At 69.4% G+C, this 17,858-nt stretch carries 15 protein-coding genes; 9 read left to right on the top strand and 6 right to left on the bottom strand.

What is annotated here, in order from left to right; all coding sequences use genetic code 11:
• Positions 1–260 precede the first annotated feature (260 nt).
• On the top strand, positions 261–782 hold the full coding sequence (locus OEB96_RS46805) for an RNA polymerase sigma factor (protein WP_407674743.1): 522 nt from the start codon (positions 261–263) through the stop codon (positions 780–782).
• A 609-nt stretch (positions 783–1,391) separates the two neighbouring features.
• On the opposite strand, the gene OEB96_RS46260 is transcribed toward OEB96_RS46805, so the two are convergent.
• Complete coding sequence (locus OEB96_RS46260; protein WP_266223428.1) at positions 1,392–1,985, bottom strand: RNA polymerase sigma factor; 594 nt, start codon at positions 1,983–1,985, stop codon at positions 1,392–1,394.
• A 308-nt stretch (positions 1,986–2,293) separates the two neighbouring features.
• Here OEB96_RS46260 and OEB96_RS46255 point away from each other — a divergent pair, with 308 nt between their 5' ends.
• The 3 genes from OEB96_RS46255 to OEB96_RS46245 all read left to right on the top strand — a co-directional run bounded on the left by OEB96_RS46255 (position 2,294) and on the right by OEB96_RS46245 (position 5,790).
• Complete coding sequence (locus OEB96_RS46255) at positions 2,294–2,617, top strand: hypothetical protein (protein ID WP_266223427.1); 324 nt, start codon at positions 2,294–2,296, stop codon at positions 2,615–2,617.
• A 149-nt stretch (positions 2,618–2,766) separates the two neighbouring features.
• Complete coding sequence (locus OEB96_RS46250; protein WP_266223426.1) at positions 2,767–4,446, top strand: hypothetical protein; 1,680 nt, start codon at positions 2,767–2,769, stop codon at positions 4,444–4,446.
• 27 nt (positions 4,447–4,473) lie between these two features.
• Positions 4,474–5,790 carry an esterase/lipase family protein gene (locus OEB96_RS46245; protein ID WP_266223425.1) on the top strand — a complete coding sequence of 439 codons (1,317 nt, stop codon included), beginning with the start codon at positions 4,474–4,476 and terminating at the stop codon, positions 5,788–5,790.
• Positions 5,791–5,793: 3 nt separating this feature from the next.
• Here OEB96_RS46245 and OEB96_RS46240 read toward each other — a convergent pair whose 3' ends face one another.
• The 3 genes from OEB96_RS46240 to OEB96_RS46230 all read right to left on the bottom strand — a co-directional run bounded on the left by OEB96_RS46240 (position 5,794) and on the right by OEB96_RS46230 (position 9,760).
• Positions 5,794–7,719 carry an alpha-amylase family glycosyl hydrolase gene (locus OEB96_RS46240; RefSeq protein WP_266223424.1) on the bottom strand — a complete coding sequence of 642 codons (1,926 nt, stop codon included), beginning with the start codon at positions 7,717–7,719 and terminating at the stop codon, positions 5,794–5,796.
• A 220-nt stretch (positions 7,720–7,939) separates the two neighbouring features.
• The gene (locus OEB96_RS46235) at positions 7,940–8,359 is read right to left on the bottom strand and encodes a hypothetical protein (protein WP_266223423.1); all 420 of its coding nucleotides are present in this window, start codon (positions 8,357–8,359) and stop codon (positions 7,940–7,942) included.
• An 84-nt stretch (positions 8,360–8,443) separates the two neighbouring features.
• A complete protein-coding gene (locus tag OEB96_RS46230) occupies positions 8,444–9,760 on the bottom strand; it encodes a serine/threonine protein kinase (protein WP_266223421.1) in 1,317 nt (438 codons plus the stop codon).
• 57 nt (positions 9,761–9,817) lie between these two features.
• Between OEB96_RS46230 and OEB96_RS46225 the strand changes: the two genes are divergently transcribed.
• The 3 genes from OEB96_RS46225 (at position 9,818) to OEB96_RS46215 (ending at position 11,347) form a co-directional block, all read left to right on the top strand.
• On the top strand, positions 9,818–10,390 hold the full coding sequence (locus OEB96_RS46225; RefSeq protein ID WP_266223420.1) for a hypothetical protein: 573 nt from the start codon (positions 9,818–9,820) through the stop codon (positions 10,388–10,390).
• A 128-nt stretch (positions 10,391–10,518) separates the two neighbouring features.
• Positions 10,519–11,136, top strand: coding sequence for a glycine-rich domain-containing protein (locus OEB96_RS46220; RefSeq protein ID WP_266223419.1), 618 nt, complete (start codon positions 10,519–10,521; stop codon positions 11,134–11,136).
• 49 nt (positions 11,137–11,185) lie between these two features.
• Entirely contained in the window at positions 11,186–11,347 is a 162-nt protein-coding gene (locus tag OEB96_RS46215; RefSeq protein WP_266223418.1) for a hypothetical protein, read from the top strand.
• A 142-nt stretch (positions 11,348–11,489) separates the two neighbouring features.
• Here the strand turns inward: OEB96_RS46215 and OEB96_RS46210 are convergent, their stop codons facing one another.
• Positions 11,490–12,002 carry a phage tail protein gene (locus OEB96_RS46210; RefSeq protein ID WP_266223457.1) on the bottom strand — a complete coding sequence of 171 codons (513 nt, stop codon included), beginning with the start codon at positions 12,000–12,002 and terminating at the stop codon, positions 11,490–11,492.
• Positions 12,003–12,104: 102 nt separating this feature from the next.
• On the opposite strand from OEB96_RS46210, the gene OEB96_RS46205 reads away from it, so the two are divergent.
• Both OEB96_RS46205 and OEB96_RS46200 read left to right on the top strand, forming a co-directional pair.
• The gene (locus tag OEB96_RS46205; protein WP_266223416.1) at positions 12,105–13,193 is read left to right on the top strand and encodes a hypothetical protein; all 1,089 of its coding nucleotides are present in this window, start codon (positions 12,105–12,107) and stop codon (positions 13,191–13,193) included.
• An 88-nt stretch (positions 13,194–13,281) separates the two neighbouring features.
• Positions 13,282–14,703: a Vgb family protein gene (locus OEB96_RS46200; RefSeq protein WP_266223415.1), complete on the top strand. Its 1,422-nt coding sequence runs from the start codon at positions 13,282–13,284 to the stop codon at positions 14,701–14,703.
• A gap of 27 nt (positions 14,704–14,730) precedes the next feature.
• Here OEB96_RS46200 and OEB96_RS46195 read toward each other — a convergent pair whose 3' ends face one another.
• Positions 14,731–17,817, bottom strand: a complete 3,087-nt coding sequence (locus tag OEB96_RS46195; RefSeq protein WP_266223414.1) for an Ig-like domain-containing protein — start codon at positions 17,815–17,817, stop codon at positions 14,731–14,733.
• Positions 17,818–17,858 lie beyond the last annotated feature (41 nt).

The following is a 17,858-nucleotide window of genomic DNA, read 5'->3' as shown; positions in this document are numbered from 1 at the left end:
TCGACGATCTAGGCCACCGTAGTGCTCGACCTCGTGGATCCGGTCGACTGCGCGCATGTGCTCATGGCGGTGACGATGCTCACGTCTGCTGGGGTCACGCATGGCACTCCTGCCGCCTAGATGGGCAATGCTCGCGAAGATCCTCTTCATGTCGTTCTCCCTCCTTTCTCCCACCGTGGCGGCCGGCGCGTCGTCTTGTCCATGCTGCGTGGACTGCCCACAAGACTGCCCCTGCTGCTGACATCGAGGTATCGCCCTCGATGAGTCCCGCGGAGCGCATCGAGCTGTCGGCAACGATGGCGCGCTTGGCCGATGGTGACCGTAGCGCGTTCACCGAGGTGTTCACACGCCTCTGGCCCGAGCTCCGACGCTTCGCGGGACGCTGGCTACACGACGACGGTGAAGCAGACGACGTTGCGCAGCGGGCATTGCTGTCGATCATGGCGCGCGCTCACGAGTACGAGCCGCATCGTGATGCGTTGGCGTGGGCGATCGGGATTGCGGCGTGGGAGTGCCGGAGCTCTCGACGTCGTCTGGACCGACGCAGGGAGCAGCCACTGCTCGAGCATTCATCGGTCGAGCCTTCACCCGAGGATGCGGTGATCGGCCTTGACCTCGAGCGTGCGGTGCTCGAGGTCGTCGGGACTCTGTCTCCCCTCGACCGCGTAGCGCTGGGGTTCGGCTCCGGCGAGGCAGTCTCACCCCCCACCGCTCGCAAGCGCAGGCAACGTGCGCTCATGCGCTTGCGAGAAGCTTGGAGCCGGTTCCATGGCGGACGTTGACCTCGACGACCTCGCACGCAGGGCTCGCGCGGCCTACGAACGCGGCCGCTGGTGGAGAGCAACCCTTGATGCGTGGCCGGTCCTCGTGCTCGGGAGCATCGCGTCGTGGTTTGGCTCGATCCCTTGGATCACCATGTCGCTCGCGGCGATATTGCTCGTCGCAGTCGTGATGATGAGCCACCACGGCCGGTCATGGCGACGGGCGGTCGTCCCGGGGCTCGTCGCAGGCTCATTGCCGATGGTGGTGGGCCTGAGCGCCTGTCACTTGCCGCATGCATGCAGCGGCTCCGAGTGCATGACGTTGTGCACACCGCTGGTCGGTGCGTCTGCGTTCCTTGGAGGGTTGCTCGTGGCCCGTCGAACGTCGTCGGGCTCGAGGTCCGTCCATCGGGTGGAGGTGATTCCGACCGCCCTGATCGCAGCGCTCACCGGAGCCATGGGCTGCATTGCCGTGGGTGTCGGTGGTGTGCTTGGGCTCGCGGCAGGGCTTGCGCTCGGAACGATTCCAGCGCTTGCCGCTGGGCGGGCTCGCTAGCGGTGGCAACAGAGCGTGCCGATGGGGAGTGCCTCGGCGGACGAGGTGAGCGAGGGGCCATCGTTGCCATCTCCTCAAGCCCCGGAGCGACCTCCGACCGTCTCCAGTTCGTCTCCACCCGCCCGGCCCACCGGTGTCCAGTCGGGCCCGGTCAGGCCCAGTCGAATCCCCCTCGAAAACCCCTGTGATCCCAATGCCTTGTTCGAAAAGACGGGCGATGTCGCAGCGTTGGAATCACAGGGGTCGAACTCTTCCCAGTAGTGCAGCTCGAGAGCCACCTGCAGGTCCACCGGGATCCTCCGCATGGCCTCGAGCAGCAGGCGGTGCTCGGCCCGGCGGGCCACCACCGTGCTCGGCCGCGGATCGACGTCTGCCACCGAGTTGTGCTCCCCGTCGAACTCGAGGCGGTTGCTCCCCTTGGCGCGCAGGTAGTGCAGCAGCCGGTGGCGCGCCACCCCGTACAGATAGGCCCGGAACGGCGCCTCGCCGCGATAGCGACCGCGACTGCGCACGCACTCGAGCAGCGTGTTCTGGATCAGGTCTTCGTAGTCATCGGGAGCCTTGGGGCGAAAGAAGCGGTAGAGGCCGTCGAAGTGCCGACGGTAGAGGGTCTCGCCCGCGGCCTGATCGCCCCCAACCCATGCCTCGAAGAGCGCCGCGTCGTCCATGACGCACCGAGGATACCTCGATGTCTCGTTCGGGTGCAGCCACGGACGGCGAGGCCTCTCGCGGCGCCTCGCGGTGCCTCCGTCCGTGGCCGCTCACGGAGCACCACGGGAGCCGTTCCATCCGAGTAGGTCCACCACAGCCCCGGCCGGATCACGAGGTCGTCATCCTTGGTGACGAAGCGAATTTTCGTCGACGCCGTGATCCGATCGGGTCTCTTGCGGACCCTAGTCAACAGACGGCCCAACCACTCGTCGGGAGACGACGAACACGGTGGTCGAACCTCGCCAGCAAGAAAAGGACACGAACCATGACCAGCATCCTCCTCGCCACCATGTTCCTCTTCAACGATCCCACCGGTGGGGCTCCCATCTGCGATGATGCCCAGGAGACCATCGACGCCCTCGAGGCCGAGATCGACGAGCACGAGCGGAACGTTCTCGTCCTCGACGATGTCTTCTATGGCTTCTACTTTAGCGCCAACCCCACTGGTGGTACGGGGGCGACTTGCGATACCAAGCCCACCAATCTCGAGAAGGACATCTGCGAGTGCATCCGTGACAACAACAACGGGCACCCCACCCTGACCGATTGCATCACCGCCAAGCAGGGTGGGCCGACGGGCGGGTTGTGAGCCCGATCGCATTCCCACGAAGGCGCTCGAACGCTACCGAGTCGAGTCGAGTCGAGGCGGATCCCGAGCCCGGGATTCGCCTCGACGCGCTTGGTTCCCGATCAGCGGACCCGCTCGAGGCCCATCGGAGATAGACTGCCCTCGCCGCGATGACCGACCTCCCCAATGCGCTCGCGAAGCGTCCTGCTGGTCCGCAGGCGCTCGCCCGCGTGGAGGTGGAGCGACGCGTGGTCTTCGTGCCCGAGTGGTCGCAGCTGGCCTTCCTCGCCGGCCCGCCCCTCCTCTTCGCAGGAATGGGACTCAGCGTGCTGGGGCTGGCTGCGATGATCCTGCCGGGGATGCCCGAGCGCGAGGGTCGCAAGAGGCTGCGCCAGGCCATCGATCCGAGCCGCGGTCGGCCCCCCGGGGAGGTCCTCGCTGCGCTGCGCGAGGTGGCGGGCCTGCGCTGGCTGACCTCGGGCGTTCGTGCCGACACCCTGGGTTGGCTGGCCCTGGGCCACATCGAGCAAGGCGAGCTGACGCCGGCCCTCGAGGCTCTGCGCGACCCCGTGTTCGAGCGTCGATGGCGGCCTCGCCGGGCCGCCGCCGGCATGTTCGGCGAGGGCATCCGCGCCATCGTGGGTCGACTGTTTCCCGAGGCGGGCTGGCCCATCGTCCCCAGCGACGCGCTCGTCGACGATCCCCGCCGCTTGCCCGGGCAGCTGCAACTGGTGGTGATCCGCGCGGTGCTACGGCTGCTCGAGGCCATCGATGCGGGCGATCCCGGCGTGGTGTCCACTCGCTGGGCCGAGCTCCCCCAGCAACCGCTCGCGCCGCTGCCCGTGCTCATGATGCTGGTACGGGCCGAGGCCGCGCGCGTGCAACCATCGCTCGGACTGGATCTCCCGGTACGCATCCGCACCCTCGCTCCGGCCGGACGGGCGCTCGTGCTCCAGCACCCCGCCGCGCAGCGCGACGAGGGCCCGAGCAGCTATCGCATGCCGGCACCCATGCCCGTCGAGCCCTCCACCAGCCTCGCCGTGCCCTCCTCGATGGAGTCGATCCGCATCTTCGGCTTTGGCGGTCGCGAGGGCCTGACGATGGTCTTGCTCGCCGCGATCCTCGGCATCGGAATGGGCTGGCTCGCGCTGTTGACCTCGATCGTGGCGTGGACCGTGCTCTCGCGGCTGGTGGGATTTCCCTCCCCGCTCAAGCGCCGCGATCGCCTGCAGCCGCTGGGGACGCTGGGGATCTACGGGCCGTGGGGGCGCGAGCTGTCGTACATGCGCGCGCGCAGCCACTCGCGGGGCTTGCGAGCGGCAAAGCTCGCCCCCTTCGATCGCGATCACCTGATGCTGATGCTGGGGGTCCATCAGGCCGAGCAAGCGCTGGTGGCAGGAGACCACGCGGCCGCCCGTGATGCGATCGGTTGGTGGCTGGGCAACCTCTCGCCTGCGGGTCTGCGCACGCTCGACCCGGTGGGCCTGGCCGCGGCGCTGCTGCGCCTGGCGGGCCTTCTGGGGTTCGACGAGGCGCTGGCGCTGCTCGAGCGCCTGCCCTCGCGCAGGCGCTCGGGCGTGCCGCGCAGCGGGCATGGGGATGCTCCGCGGGCGATGGCCATGGCACGCGCGCTGGTCCATGCTCGCCGCGATCGCTGGGATCTGGCGCTGACCCACGCCACCGAAGCGCTCGAGCACCGCCGCGTGAAGTGGAATCTCATCGACTTTTCGTTCTACGACTGGCTGCTCGTGGAGCTCGAGGCTCGCGGACACCCGCTCTCACGCAGGGAGCTCGGGGTACCTCGACCGCCGTACCACGCTCCTCTCATCGAGATGCTCAACCGCCCATGACGCGCGCAGCGTCTGGACGGTATCCTCGTGGTCCAAGGTCGCATGTTCAAGGAAGAGCTCGAAGAACGGCTGCGCAAGCTCACCGATGCCCTCGCACCGTTGGGTGCCAAGCTCGAGTCGTTCGGCGATCGCGTCGAGTCGCTCGGCGATCGCGTCGAGGCAAAGCTGGGATCGCTGCGGCCGGGCTCGCGCGAGCGTGACGACGACGTCGAGCTGCACCTGGTGACCCACCCCGATGGCACGGTGGAGTTCGACGAGCCCCGAGACGTCACCCACGAAGACGACGGGACCACACGGACCTCGGTGCGCTTCACCGACCTGCCCGGCAACACGATCCAGGAGGCCCTGCGGGGGCTCGATCACAAGCTCACTCCCGATCAGGGGCTCCGCGTGCTCCAGCCCGACGGCACCCTCTTGCCCGCGACCGGCCGCTTCGCGGGCAAGACCCTGCTCGTCGTGCACGGCACCTTCAGCAACTCCGACAACGTGCTGGCCGGCATGGAGCGGGGCGATCCGGATTTCCTGCGCTGGGCCCGACAGCACTACGATCAGGTGCTGACGTTCGACTACGCCTCGCTGTCCACCCGCACCGTCGCCAATGCCATGGCCTTGCGGCGTGTGATCACGGCCCAGGTCGAGGGCGACGTCGATCTCGTCTGCCACAGCCAGGGTGGGCTGCTCGCCCGCTACTGGCTCGAGCTGCTCGAGCCGAACCGGCTGGGCAGCGCGCGTGTGATCCTGGTGGGCGCGCCGCTGGCGGGCACGAGCCTGGCCTCTCCGGCCAACCTCCGCAATGCGCTGCGGATCCTGGCGAGCGCCGCCACCGTGGTGGGGGTGGGTGCGAGCGTGGCGTCGGGTCTGTCGTTGCTCGCCGCCTGCGGGGGCCTGGCCGGGATCCTGAAGAAGATGGTCGGCAAGAAGACGCTCGCCAGCGTGCTCGATGCGGCGGTGGGGTTGGTCCCGGGCGTCGACAGCATGTCGAGGGCCTCGACCAATGCCGAGCTCGACGAGCTGCGTCGCGGCACCACCGGGGTGCCGCCCGGGTACTTCGTGATCTCGGGGGACTTCGAGCCGCCCGAGGGCTGGACCGAGCGCTCGGTGAAGCAGCTCGGCAAGCAGGCCGGCGTGCGGGCGATGGACGGCGTGCTCGATCGGGTGTTCCCCGGCACCAACGACCTCATCGTCGACACCCCCTCGCATACCGAGCTGTCCGACGCATGCGACATCGGCCACGGCGACCCCGGCCGGGTGTTCCGCTTCACGGGCGGCGAGGTGCACCACCGCAATTATTTCTCGCAGAAGAGCACGCTCGCCTTCATCGCCAGCCGGCTGCAGGGTGGCTGACGATCACTGCGACAAGATCACCACGCTGTAGGGCCCCACCCCCACCGTGCCGTGGTAGCCCAGCCCGTCGCGCCCGCCGTCCCAGGCGGTCACCGCATGGCCGGGCGTGTCGCCGAAGTCCTGGTCGTAGCCCTTCCAGTCGCTGTTGAAGCGCACGTGCCAGGTACCCCCGCGCGGCAGCCCCAGGTCGTAGCTCGTGAAGGTCTGGCCGCTCCAGTTCGCCACCACCACCACGTCGTCGCCCCAGCCGCCGCGGTCCCAGCGATGGAACGCGATCACCTTGCTGCTGTCGTTGACGTGGAACACGTTGACGTGCTTGCCGCGCAGGCCCCGGGTGGTCCCGCGAAGGTTGCGGCGCAGGTGCACCAGGTCGCGCACCATGGTGCGCAGGCCCGCGAAGGTCTGACACTTGCCCCAGTCGACCGGGTCGGTGTCCTGGAACCAGCCGTCTTCGAGGCACTCCTGGCCCTGGAACAGCATGGGGATGCCCGGCGAGGTCATCACCATCGCAACGCCCAGCATGGCGCGCTTCTTGGAGTGCCAGCTGTTCGCATTGCCCGGCCAGATCATCTCGGGGATCCGCGACTTGCCGTTGGCGACCTCGTCGTGGCTCTCGGTGTAGATCACCCGACGCAGCGGATCTCCATCATAGGCGTGAGTGATGGCGTCCCGCACCTGCCACATGTTGCGATCGTGGTCCTCCCGAACGATCAGGTTGTGGGCCATGGGGTGCACGAAGTTGCCGTCCCACTGGGTGTCGAAGCCGGCGCCGCCGTGGTACGTGGGCTTGGTGAGCCACGGGTCGTTCTGCAGGTCCTCGGCGATCATCAGCTTCCACGAGTGGTCCTGGTCGACCAGATCGTTGGTGCGCTGCAGCAGGCTCCAGCCCTCGGGCAGCTCGCTGCCGCCGGCCTTGCGGATGTTGAGCGTGGAGTCCCAGCGCAGACCGTCGGCGCGATACTCGTGCAGCCACATCGCCGCGTTGCTCACGATGAAGTCGCGCACCTCCGTGCGACCGAAGTCGGGGCGTGGGCCCCAGTCGGTCTCCTTGCGCCAGTCGGTGTAGAAGTACACCCCGCCGTTGCCCCAGCCCAGGCACTCGCCGTCGAAGCACCAGGTGGGCAGGTCCGAGGGCCCATAGTGGTTGTGGACCACGTCGATGACGACGCCGATCCCATGGTCGTGGGCCTCGTCGATGAAGCGCTTGGCGTCCTGCGGCGAGCCGTAGGCGCTCTCGGGGGCGAACGGGAACGCCGAGTTGTAGCCCCACGAGAAGTCACCCGCGAACTCGGTGGGCGGCATCACCTCGACCATGTTGACCCCGAGGTCGGCGAGGTCGGCCAGGCGATCGGTGGCGCTCTGCCAGTTGCCGGGGCCCCAGCCGGGCGCGTCGTGGAACGTGCCCACGTGCATCTCGTAGATCACCGTCTCGTCCCACGGCGGCGTGTGGAAGTCGTGGGCCGTCCACTGGAACGCGCCAGGATCCACGATCACGCTGTTGCCGGTGGAATTGGTCATCTGCCTGGCACGTGGATCGGCCCGCCAGATCTCGTCGTTGCCGTTCCAGATCACGTACTTGTACTGCTGGCCGTGATGGGCTCCGTCGACGTCGGCCGAGAAGTAGTCGCTCCCGGGCTCGCGGTGGAGCTCGTCGACGTCGTTGTGCCAGCCGTTGAAGTCGCCCACCACCGCGACCTTCCAGGCGTGAGGAGCCCACACCCGGAAGGTGGTGCCGCCGTCGTAGGTGATGGCGCCCGCCTGGGGGCCGTAGCTGTGCTGCAGCTCGTCGGTCGCGTCGTCGGGGGCTTGCCCCGGCCCGTCGTCGAGCGCGGCATCGCGGCCGTCATCGGCCAGGCATGCGCTCGGCAGCAAGGCCAGGGCGAGCAGGCGAGTGGTCAGGGAGACTCGAGGGAGGCTTGGCGTCGGCATCGGTCCACGCTCGCGCCACGGCCCGAGGCCCAGCGCTCGCGCGGCGCCTCATCAAGAACCGTGCCGATCGTGGGTCGCGAGTCGAGCGAGAGGGCAAGCCGCCGGGATCACGAGGGAAAGACTCCGAACGTCCTCGAGGTGGAACGCTGCGAAGCATCGAGCAACTTGCCCAACGAAATCCCGAACCACGGAGCTCGGATGGGCAATTGGCCCGATCCGCTCAGTAGCTCTGCCCGCTGAAGCGGTGCACCCGGCCCGTGCGGTAGATCCGAGCCTCCCAGTCGGGGATGTAGTACTGGAACACGGAGCCGCTCCCCAGCGCCCGGTTGGCGGTGCACAGACCCACGGCGGCGGGGACGGGCAGGTCCACCACGAACTCGCCAATCGACTGGCGGTAGCCGAGCGCGGGGTTGGGCTGGACCTGGGCCAGCCGCCACAGCGTCTCGGCGAACTTGTAGGGCCGGGTGCCTTCGTAGGCACCGGTGGCCTCGCGTGCATCCTCTTCGCTGAAGAAGAAATTGCTGTGGCCACCTACGCCTTGCCACAGCTTGAGGATCGGCTGGAGCGTGACGTCGATCCACGCATCGACGGAGTACCCACTACCCAGCTGGGCGGATGCAGCCTGAAGGGCGATGCTCATGCGGCCAGCATTGCAGGGGGGCCCGGGGTGGTCAACGCGGATCGACACGGAGGCGCGCTCGCGCGCCGAAGATCGTGGTCCGCATTACCTCGGCATCGACACGTGGAGCTCGGTGTCCTCGAGCACCGTCAGCTCGCGGTTCACGATCTGTCCATCGAGCTCGACTCGCACCCGTCGCTGGCCGTAGCCCACGCGGGCCGTGCACGGGGTGGTGCAGACCTCCTTGCCGTCGACGAACGCGGTCGCGCCCGCGGGCGTGGTGGTGAGCTCGAGCTGCGCGGAATCGTCGTCGCCGAGGGCCGGGGGATCGATCGGGGGAGCCACGGGCACGGGCACGGGTACCGCAGGGGCGATCGCAGGCGGGACGGGCTCGGGTGGGACGGGCTCGGGCGGGACGGGCTCGACTGGCACCACCGCCGGCACCGCGACTGGCACGGTGGTGACGGAGACCGGCGGAGTGCTCCGCTTCATCAACACGAGCCCGAAGCCCAGGCCGGCCACCAGCGCACCGCTCACGAGCACCAGCGCCAGCCGCTGGGGCGAGCGGATCGGCGTGCCGTCGTCCGGTGCGACCGCGCGCGCGGGCGCCACCGCCGGCACCTGCGGCGCATCGAGCTGCCGCAGCGCCTCGCGAGGATCACGGAGCCGCTCGCCGAGCCCGGGCTTGATCATCCCCAGCACCACGCTGCGCACGCGCGGACTCACCCGCGCCAGCAGCCGGCTCGAGTCGACCTGCCCCGTCGACGGATCGTGCGACAGATCGCCCACGTCGCGTCGCTCGGCCACGCACACCATGGTCATGCCCAGGCCGTACACATCGGACGCGGGCTCGGCCCGGCCGATGATCTGCTCGGGCGCCATGAAGCCGAACGTTCCCACCGAGGTCATGTCGGTCTTGCCGCCCACCTTCACCGCCCCGAAGTCGATGAGGTAGGCCCGATCGGGCCCCAGCATCACGTTGCGCGGGTTGATGTCGCGGTGGAGCACGGGAGGCACCCGTTCGTGCAGATACGCCAGGATCTCGAGGCCCTGGCGCAGGATCGACTCGAAGCGCTCGGCCGACATGGGCTCGGGCTCGGCGATCTGCTCGGCCAGGGTTCGCCCCTCCACGAACGTCTGGACGATGCCCGCGGTGCGCTCGTCCTCGACGATGCGGTCGACGAGCCGTGGGATGCCCGGGTGCTCGAGCGCGGCCAGAGTGGCGACCTCGCGCTCGAACAGCTCGACCTGCTTCCAGTCGTCCACGTGCTCGAGGCGAAGCAGCTTGAGCACGTAGCGCGAGCCCGCCTCGCCCTGCCGCTCCACCAGCAGCGTTCGCCCCTGCCCACCCCGGCCCAGCTCGCGCACGACGGCATAGGCGTGGTGCGCGGAGGTGAACGTGCTGGGCGTGGTGGAGGGCATCGGGGGCGCTTGCCGCTGTGCGAGCACCACGAATATAACCTGCGGCGAGGATCTTCCATGCGTTGCTTCGTCGTGCTCTCGCTGTCGACCGTCCTGCTCACCGTCGGATGTGGTCAGGATGCCCCCAAGACCGAGCCCAAGGCCAAGGCCAAGGACGATGCCAAGGTCGCCGCGCCCGCTGCCGCTGCCCCCGAGTCCAAGGCAGAGACCAAGGTCGAGGCCAGCGCGCCCGAGGCCGACGCCCAGCCCGAGGGCGAGAGCTACGGCGGGGCGCTGTGCAGCACCATCATCCCCTGCTTTCAGACCTTCAAATTCACGGGGACGTTCTCGGCCGACGTGACGGCCGACATCGAGCCCGACGGCAGCGTGTCCGCGGTGAGCTTCACCGGTCAGGCGCCCAAGCCGGTCCAGACCTGCATCACCGCGGCGATCGAGCGCACCAAGGTCGAGCCCTACAACGGCAAGCCGGGGCGGGTGCGGTGCCAGAAGAATGGTCAGCTGATGAGCGGCGGCGGGCAGATGGTCATGTCCGATCACGGCTACGAGCTGCGCGATCCCGGCAGCGCCCCGGTCGAGGCCCCGGTCGACGCTCCGGCCGACGCTCCGGCCGAAGAGGCCAAGGCCGGCTGAGCGGGCCGCCATCGTAGGTTGCGCAACAAACGTGCGGGTCGCGGTGATCGAATCGCCGCGGCCGCGGTCTACCCGAACGAGAACGACGGCGGCGCCGACCAGCCCGCCGCGACGAACGGGTCACCGCCATGCACGACGCCTCCTCGATTCCCTTCGGTGCGCTCCCGAGTCCCACCCCGTGCCCGCACTCGCGCGATGGATCGCTCGACGTCGTCCTCGCCTACGAGAACGACGCGATCGTCCACAAGTTCCTCGAGCGCTTCGACATGCCCTTCGAGGAGGCACGCGCCCTCTTCGACGACGTCAAGAAGTGGATGTGGCTCTCGGGCCGCCCCGGGCGACCGCAGGCCATGACGGTCACCGAGGACATCCTGATCCTCGACGAGATGTGGCACACCTTCATCCTCTTCACCCGCGACTATCACGAATTCTGCCGCGACCGAGTCGGACACTTCGTCCACCACGCTCCCACCACGCGCAGCGAGAAGGATCGAATCCTGCGCGAGTACGAAGCGGACCCCGAGGGAGCCTTCGCCCGTAGCGAGCGTCGGCTGGAGGAGGTCCTCGTGTTCGTCGCCGAGCACCTGGGAGCCGGCGCCGTGCATCGCTGGTTCGTCGAGCTGCCCCAGCGCTACGGCCCGGAGTTCTTCGCCCGCGCCCAGCGGCCCACGGCCGTGCGCGACCGACCGGAGCTCCTGGCCGCTCTCGCCGACGTGGACCGCGACTACCGAGCTGGTGCCCACTGATCTCCAAGCATTCGTCTTCCAACCCCAACCCACTCGAGAGAACCCAATCATGAACGACGCCAAGACCAACGTGTCCACCCCCGCCATCGACCCCCGTCACGACGACCAGCAGCTGATCCGCGCAATCATGAAGGCCCGCTCCAAGGTCGGCACGACGCCGTCGGCGGTGCCCTGCGGCTGCGTGTACTGCGACATCTGTCGAATGGGCTAACCCCGCCGAGCCCATTCGCGCAGCTCCGGCCGACCCAGCTCCCCGGCGCCCGGCCGCCGGGGAGGGGGAGGGGGAGGGGGAGGGGCTGCGAAGCGCTGCGAAGCCCCTCCAAGAAGACATGGAACCCAGTCCGGGGACGGGCCTAATTGCGTGAAGGAAAGATCCCCTCGAGCGCGATGATGTAGTTGACCACCAGGTACGGCTGCATGTTGTCGTGCGGCTGGCTGCCGCCGGAGTTGCCGATCATCGCCGGGTTCATCGTGACGTCGGTGCGGCCGTTCTGGTAGGCGCCGGTGGCCTCCTGCGCGAGCACGGCGTTGCTCGGACTCCTGACGTTGGCCATCGTGTCGGCCGCATTGACCACGTGGCCGTGCGAGGGCATCTGGTTGACGGTGAGGGTCACGGTCTCCTCACCCGACTTCTGCCCCAGCGAACGCGGGGTGAGCCCGGGGCCGCTGCCCGCATGCAGCGACGCGCGACCACGCAGATCGGGCAGCGCAAAGGTTGTCCGGCCGTCGCCCCCGTAGGTGGTGCCGAGGATCGAGAACAATGCCTGGTTCTGCGAGATCGGCAGCAGCTGCCCGTCGCACAGCGCCCAGCCCCGCGGCGCGAAGTTGCCCGCGAACATGATGATTTGACCGATGAATGGCTCCATGTCCGCAGTAGTGCCACGTGCGGCGCGACCATTCACCAAAAAAGCCATGCCCCGGCCGATCTCGCTTGTGACCAAGCAAACGGTTCGGCTACCACTGAAGCCATGCGATCGCGCCCGCGGCTCGGCTCGGCTCCACTGCTACGAGGCGCGTTGCGTGGCGTGACGCCGAGCCTGCTGGTGCTCGGTCTGATGCTGGGACCGCTGGGAGGGATGCTCGGCTGTGCTCACCGCGCGCGCGGAGGCGACCCCACTCCACCGTCGCCCCAGGCCGTGGCCCCGCTGTCGCACGCCATGCTCGGCACGGCCACGGGCGCGGGCCTGGCCAGCAGCGAGGCCCTCGACCGCTTGTTCGACGCGCCCGAGGTCACCGCGGCAGGCGAGCGCTTGCTCGCTCGCCTGGGGCAGGACCCGAGCCTCGTTCCCATCTTCGACCAGACCCTGAGCGCCATGATGCAGCATCCGGCGCTGCTGGAGGCGTTCGTGAGGCTCTCGTCCCGCGATCCCAGCGGGTCGGTCGATGCGCTCGGCGAGCGGGTCGAGGCCCTGCTCTCGGCGGGCATCGACGGACCCGCGTTCGATGCTGCGCTCGACGAGTCGCTCGACGTCCTGCTCGATCGCCCCGCGGTCGACGACGCCTTCGGGCGGATGGCCGACGTGATCGTGGAGCGCTCCTTGCTCGGCGATCGCATCGGCTACCTCATGCTCGAGTGGGCCCCGGAGCTCGAGGCCACGCTGGGCGTCCCGATGGACGACGAGCGCTTCGCGGCCCGGCTCGAGCAGCACCTCGACGAGCCCGCGCGCATCGCAGCGCTGTCGAGCTTGCTGTCGGCGCGCCTGGGCGACGACCCCGGGCTGCGCCGCGCCCTGGCCGGATTGCTCGACGACGCGGCGTTCTTCGCTGCCAGCACTCGCTTCGTGCATGGGGTGCTGACCAGCGAGGGTTTCACGACCCACGCCACCCACGTACTGGCGGGCATGCTCGACGAGGTCGACGCCAACGAGCTGCGGATCCGCGTCGAGCGCGTGCTGGTCACCCCCGCGATCGAGCGCGCGGCGGTGATCTGGGTGGACGAGGTTTCGGCCACCCAGGCCTTCGCCTCGATGGCGCAGCAGCTCGGATTGGTGCTCGAAGACCCCAACCTGCAGGCCGAGCTGTTCACCATCCTGGTGGGCGCGCCACCCACGGCCTGAACGCGAACGCGCCGAACGACGGCCGCTCGCGGAGGTCGATCGGCGTGATAGGCTGATCGCCCTGTCCAAGGAAGGGTGGTCGAGAGCGATGAGCGGGCAACGACGATTGGCAGCAATTCTGTGCCTGGCCCTCGGTGCATGCGGAACCGATGGCCGCGAGGACGGCGAGGACAGCGCGGGCGATCTGCCGCCCCTGACCTGGCCGAGCACCGATTCCGCCTCCGACTCGGGCATGGCCACCACCAGCGACACCAGCGTGGGCAGCAACTCGCAGGGTTCGGGCACGGCGCCGACCACCGAGTCCACCGTCGACCCCGACGAGTCGGGCGACCCCCCCAAGTTCGACACCGCGACCCAGCCCGATGGCGGCAACGGGGGCCAGTGCGACTGCGGCGGCGACGTGGGCTGGTCGTACATCTGGGTGTCCAATTCCAACGAGAGCACGGTCAGCAAGATCAACACCCAGACCCTGGTGGAGGAGGGCCGCTACTACACCGAGCCCAACCCCGCCAACGGCAATCCCTCGCGGACCTCGGTCAGCCTCTCCGCCGACGCGGTGGCGGTGGCCAACCGCAACGGCGGCGTGACCAAGGTCTGGGCGCGCTCGGAGTTCTGCGATCCGCTGCGCAACGGGATGCCCGGCGTGCAAACGTCGATGAATTCCACCCCCATGCAGTTCGCCGCGGATGACTGCATCGCGTGGCACGCCGACTACCCGTACACCACCCAGCGCCCCGTGGCCTGGACCAGCGGGGTGCAGAACCAGGCCACCTGCATGTACGAGGACGCCGCGGTGTGGACCTCGGGCTGCTCACCCGGTGCCGATGCCAACGTGTGGGTGCACCTGCTCGACGGCGACACCGGCATCTCGCTGATGGACGTCAACGTGCCCGGCTTCGTGTGCTCGGGCTTCGGGGCCTACGGCGGCGCGGTCGACAGCAACAACGACTTTTGGATCTCTTCCAACTCGAGCTCCTCGCAGATCGCCCGCATCCGACTCAGCGACGGCTCGACCGAGGTCATCAATGCGCCGCACTGGGCCTATGGCATCGCGGTCGACTCGCTCGATCGCGTGTGGCTCACCGCCAACCAGGCCCAGACCGGCGACCAGGCGGCGCAGCGCTACGATCCGGCCACTGGCACCTGGGACGTGGCCATGCTGGCCGGCGGCGGGGTGCATGGCTACTCGGGGATCCAGGAGGGCACCGACGGCCGCATGTGGCTCAACTACGGCTACGGGGGCGCGATCGGCCTGCGGTGGATCGACCGCGACACCTTGATGGTCGGACCCGGCATCCCCGTGCCCGGCGCGGTGAGCTGGCTCAACGGCATCAGCATCGACCCCGATGGCAACGTGTGGACCGTGTCGCCAGGGGCCAACTCGGTGTTCCGCTACGATCCGGTCACCGCCACGTTCGCGAGCGTCGGTGGGCTCAACAACCCCTATACCTACTCCGACATGACCGGCTCGGGTCTGCTCAACGCCACGTGCGGGAGCCCGGTCGGGTAGTAGTAGTGGTCGGGTGAGGGCCGCATCTCATCCGCCCGCCTGGTAGCGCAGCGTGGTGCTCGAGAAGTCCGTGAACACCAGCGTCAGCTTGATGCAGCTGCCGTCGGGCAGCGCGGCGCCGCCCAGCGGCGCGCCGCTGGCCTCGCTCACGTCCTGGGCTCCCTCGGGCAGCTCGCCGTAGGTCACCGGCCCGACGAACCCGGCGGGGAAGCTCGCGGTGGAGATCGCCCAGTAGGTCTCCCCGCCCGTGACCGGTCCTGGCCCGGTCGGGGGCACCGCGTCGGGATCGGTCACGTAGTACCCCAGTGCCTCGACGTCGGTGGTCCAGGCGACCGCCGGGTTGCCTGCGCCATCCATGGTCAGGTCGACCTCGTGCGTGCCCTCCTGACCGCTGCACTCCACCGGGCCGCCGTCGTCGCGCGCGATCGTCCAGCGCACGTCGGTGGCCTCGAGCCCCGGGCTGCGGAAGTAGAGCGTGCTCTCGCCACGGTCGGCGATGCCGTCGCCGTCGTCGTCGACCAGGGTGATCTCGGAGGGGAAGCTGCGGTTGAGGAAGCCGGGGCCCACCGGGAACGCAAACGGCGGCCAGTGGGCCACGTCGCCGTCGATCACCACGTCGTAGCGGGCCGACAGCGTCTCGGTGACCTGCGTGTCCATGGTGGCCCCGTAGGCGCTGGGCGTGGCCTGCATGCGCAGCGGGATCGGGATGATCACGCTCGGGTCGTAGTCGAGGGTCTCGCGATCGAGGTTGGGGTGATCCACCGTGATCACGTAGTCGCCCTCCAGCCGCAGGCTCGGCGCTCCGGCCACCGTGAACGCGGCCACGTGATCCTCCGCCAGGGACAGCTCGCTGAACGACTCGAACCCGGCGCCCACCACCAGCTCGTAGCCCTGTCCGGGCACGAGCGCCTGCGCCGGACTGACCACGAGGTGTCGACCCTCGGCCTCCACCGCGGCCTCCACCGGCTCGCCGCCGGTCGCACGCAGGCTCACGCGCGCCAGGTTCTCCGCGTCGTCGAACACCGGGTGCGACATGGTCACGCGCAGCGGTCCCTCGCTGCGCACGTATCGGTCGCCCGCCTTGGGGGTGGTCGAGAGCACGAACAGCTCGCGCGCCGTGAGCTCTCGCAGGTAGCGCGCCACCGCCTCGATCCCCGGCTCGTCGAGGCTGCCGCTCGACAGCGGGAGCATCGCCTCCACCGCCTCCTCGAGCGTGCGCGCGGCTCCGTTGACCAGCCAGTACGAGTGCCGATACGACGCGACGAGGCTCGGTACCACGATCGGGTGCTCGGTCTGGGTGCCGCCGCCGGGCAGCCGCAGCCCCTGGGTGGTCAGCGGCCCTGCGTGACAGCTCGCGCAATTGGCCTCGCCCACGAACAGCTCTCGGCCGCGCTCCGCTGCTTCGCTGAGACTGCCGTCGCGCCGGGTCCAGCCATTGGCGGGCGGCGGAGGCACGAACGCCGCGAGGTAGTCGTAGAACGCCTGGTGCGCCTCGGTGGTGGCGGTCAGGCCGATCGTGGGTCCGGGGCTGCCCCACAGGTACGAGTAGAGATCCCAGGCATCGCCTTCCCAGCCGATGGGATCGGTGCCCTCCATCCAGAACATGGGGCGACTGCTCGACTCCGAGAAGCCGCCGGCCGACCACACGTTGCCGTCGGTCAGGCCGTCCACGTGGCAGTCGGCGCAGCTGTGGTTCTCGCCCGCGCCCGCCCCCGTGCCCGTGTAGAGCCGCTGGCCCAGGGCCACGCTCTCGCTGCGCGGGTCGCCCGACAGCGCGATCGAGCCGGTCACGGTGCCGCTCGCGCTCGCGGTGGTGACCGCATACGCCTGGGCTCCGTGCACCAGCAGGCCCTCGCCGTCGGCGAGGATGGTGCGCGGGCGTCCGGGCGCCTCGAAGCGCACCGTCTCGGCGAGGGTCTGCGGGTCGAGCCCCACCACCGCGTCGCTGCCCTCGGTGGTCACCCACAGGGTGCCGCCGGCCATCGCCATGCCGAATGGCCGCACGGCCCATCCGGTGGAGCTCTCTTGTCGGCCGAGATCCACGGCCACCTGCTCGGCGAGGGTGCTGGTGTCATAGGCCACCACGGAGTGGCGAAACGCGGTCATGCCCTCCTGCCCCGACAGCTCCTCCACCGCCACCCGGGTCACGGCCACGTAGAGCCGATCGCCGTCGAGCAGCAGGCCGCCAAGGGTGGCTCCCACCTCGGGGATGAAGTCGCGGACCTCCAGCGAGGCGGTGTCGACCACGGCGATGTCGTAGAGGTCGTTGCGCGGGTCGGCGGGGAATTGCAGCCGGTTGCTCACGGCCGAGCGGTAGCTGGCCACGTAGAGCGTGGCGTCGTCGTCCGAGATCGCCATCGCGGTGGGGTTGACGTTGGTCGCCACGCGACCCACCACCTCGCGTCGCGCCACGTCGACCACCACCACGGCGTCCTCGGTCGCCAGCGACACGTAGGCCGTGCTCCCATCGGACGACAGCACGATCTCGGCCGGCTCGTCGCCCACCCACAGCGCGTCCACCAGGCGTCCCTCGGCCAGGTCGACGAAGCCCACCGTGTCGCCGGCCTCGTGCGCCACCAGGGCGACCGGCAGCTCCGGCCTCCAGGCCACCGCGGCCGGCCACGGCCCCACGCGGATCGTGCCCAGCACCCGCCCCGACGCGGGGTCGATGCGGCTGACGTGCGGGTCGAACAGGTGGGCGACCCAGACCTCGTCGCCCACGCGGGCCAGCGACGACGTGGCGTAGTAGTTGAAGTGCTCGTAGGGGCCCTGCTCGACCACGGTGAGCGAGCGGCGCACGTCGGTCCCGTCGATGCGGAACACGTAGTCGCCTGCGACCACCGGGGTGAAGCGCGCGTGGCCGTCGGCGCCCGGGACCAGCTCGTTGGCGTTGCCCTCGGGCGCCTGCTCGACCACCCAGCGGCCCTCGGCGGGCAGCGGCAGGTAGTAGGTCGAGCCCGCCACGAACCGCGAGGAGGGCTGCAACGGCAGCTCCTCGAGCTCGCCCGGCTCGACGCCGAGCTGGCAGCCCGATCCGACCGGCAGGGCCAGGGCCAGGGCCAGGGCCCAGCGTGAGGGGCGAAGTGACGGCGTGCGCGGCGTGCTCGTGGTCATGGGCGTTTGCATGGTCACCGCCCATTCGTTAGCGCCAAACC

The organism is Paraliomyxa miuraensis (assembly GCF_026337845.1).
Lineage (GTDB): Bacteria > Myxococcota_A > Polyangia > Nannocystales > Nannocystaceae > Paraliomyxa > Paraliomyxa miuraensis.
This window is presented reverse-complemented; position numbering and strand designations above follow the sequence as displayed.

What these genes read in the sequence shown, in the direction of transcription:
- OEB96_RS46805 (WP_407674743.1), top strand. Translation starts at nt 261, where the DNA reads ATGAGTCCCGCGGAGCGCATCGAGCTGTCGGCAACGATGGCGCGCTTG.
- OEB96_RS46260 (WP_266223428.1), bottom strand. Translation starts at nt 1,985, where the DNA reads ATGGACGACGCGGCGCTCTTCGAGGCATGGGTTGGGGGCGATCAGGCC.
- OEB96_RS46255 (WP_266223427.1), top strand. Translation starts at nt 2,294, where the DNA reads ATGACCAGCATCCTCCTCGCCACCATGTTCCTCTTCAACGATCCCACC.
- OEB96_RS46250 (WP_266223426.1), top strand. Translation starts at nt 2,767, where the DNA reads ATGACCGACCTCCCCAATGCGCTCGCGAAGCGTCCTGCTGGTCCGCAG.
- OEB96_RS46240 (WP_266223424.1), bottom strand. Translation starts at nt 7,719, where the DNA reads ATGCCGACGCCAAGCCTCCCTCGAGTCTCCCTGACCACTCGCCTGCTC.
- OEB96_RS46235 (WP_266223423.1), bottom strand. Translation starts at nt 8,359, where the DNA reads ATGAGCATCGCCCTTCAGGCTGCATCCGCCCAGCTGGGTAGTGGGTAC.
- OEB96_RS46230 (WP_266223421.1), bottom strand. Translation starts at nt 9,760, where the DNA reads ATGCCCTCCACCACGCCCAGCACGTTCACCTCCGCGCACCACGCCTAT.
- OEB96_RS46225 (WP_266223420.1), top strand. Translation starts at nt 9,818, where the DNA reads ATGCGTTGCTTCGTCGTGCTCTCGCTGTCGACCGTCCTGCTCACCGTC.
- OEB96_RS46220 (WP_266223419.1), top strand. Translation starts at nt 10,519, where the DNA reads ATGCACGACGCCTCCTCGATTCCCTTCGGTGCGCTCCCGAGTCCCACC.
- OEB96_RS46215 (WP_266223418.1), top strand. Translation starts at nt 11,186, where the DNA reads ATGAACGACGCCAAGACCAACGTGTCCACCCCCGCCATCGACCCCCGT.
- OEB96_RS46210 (WP_266223457.1), bottom strand. Translation starts at nt 12,002, where the DNA reads ATGGAGCCATTCATCGGTCAAATCATCATGTTCGCGGGCAACTTCGCG.
- OEB96_RS46205 (WP_266223416.1), top strand. Translation starts at nt 12,105, where the DNA reads ATGCGATCGCGCCCGCGGCTCGGCTCGGCTCCACTGCTACGAGGCGCG.
- OEB96_RS46200 (WP_266223415.1), top strand. Translation starts at nt 13,282, where the DNA reads ATGAGCGGGCAACGACGATTGGCAGCAATTCTGTGCCTGGCCCTCGGT.
- OEB96_RS46195 (WP_266223414.1), bottom strand. Translation starts at nt 17,817, where the DNA reads ATGACCACGAGCACGCCGCGCACGCCGTCACTTCGCCCCTCACGCTGG.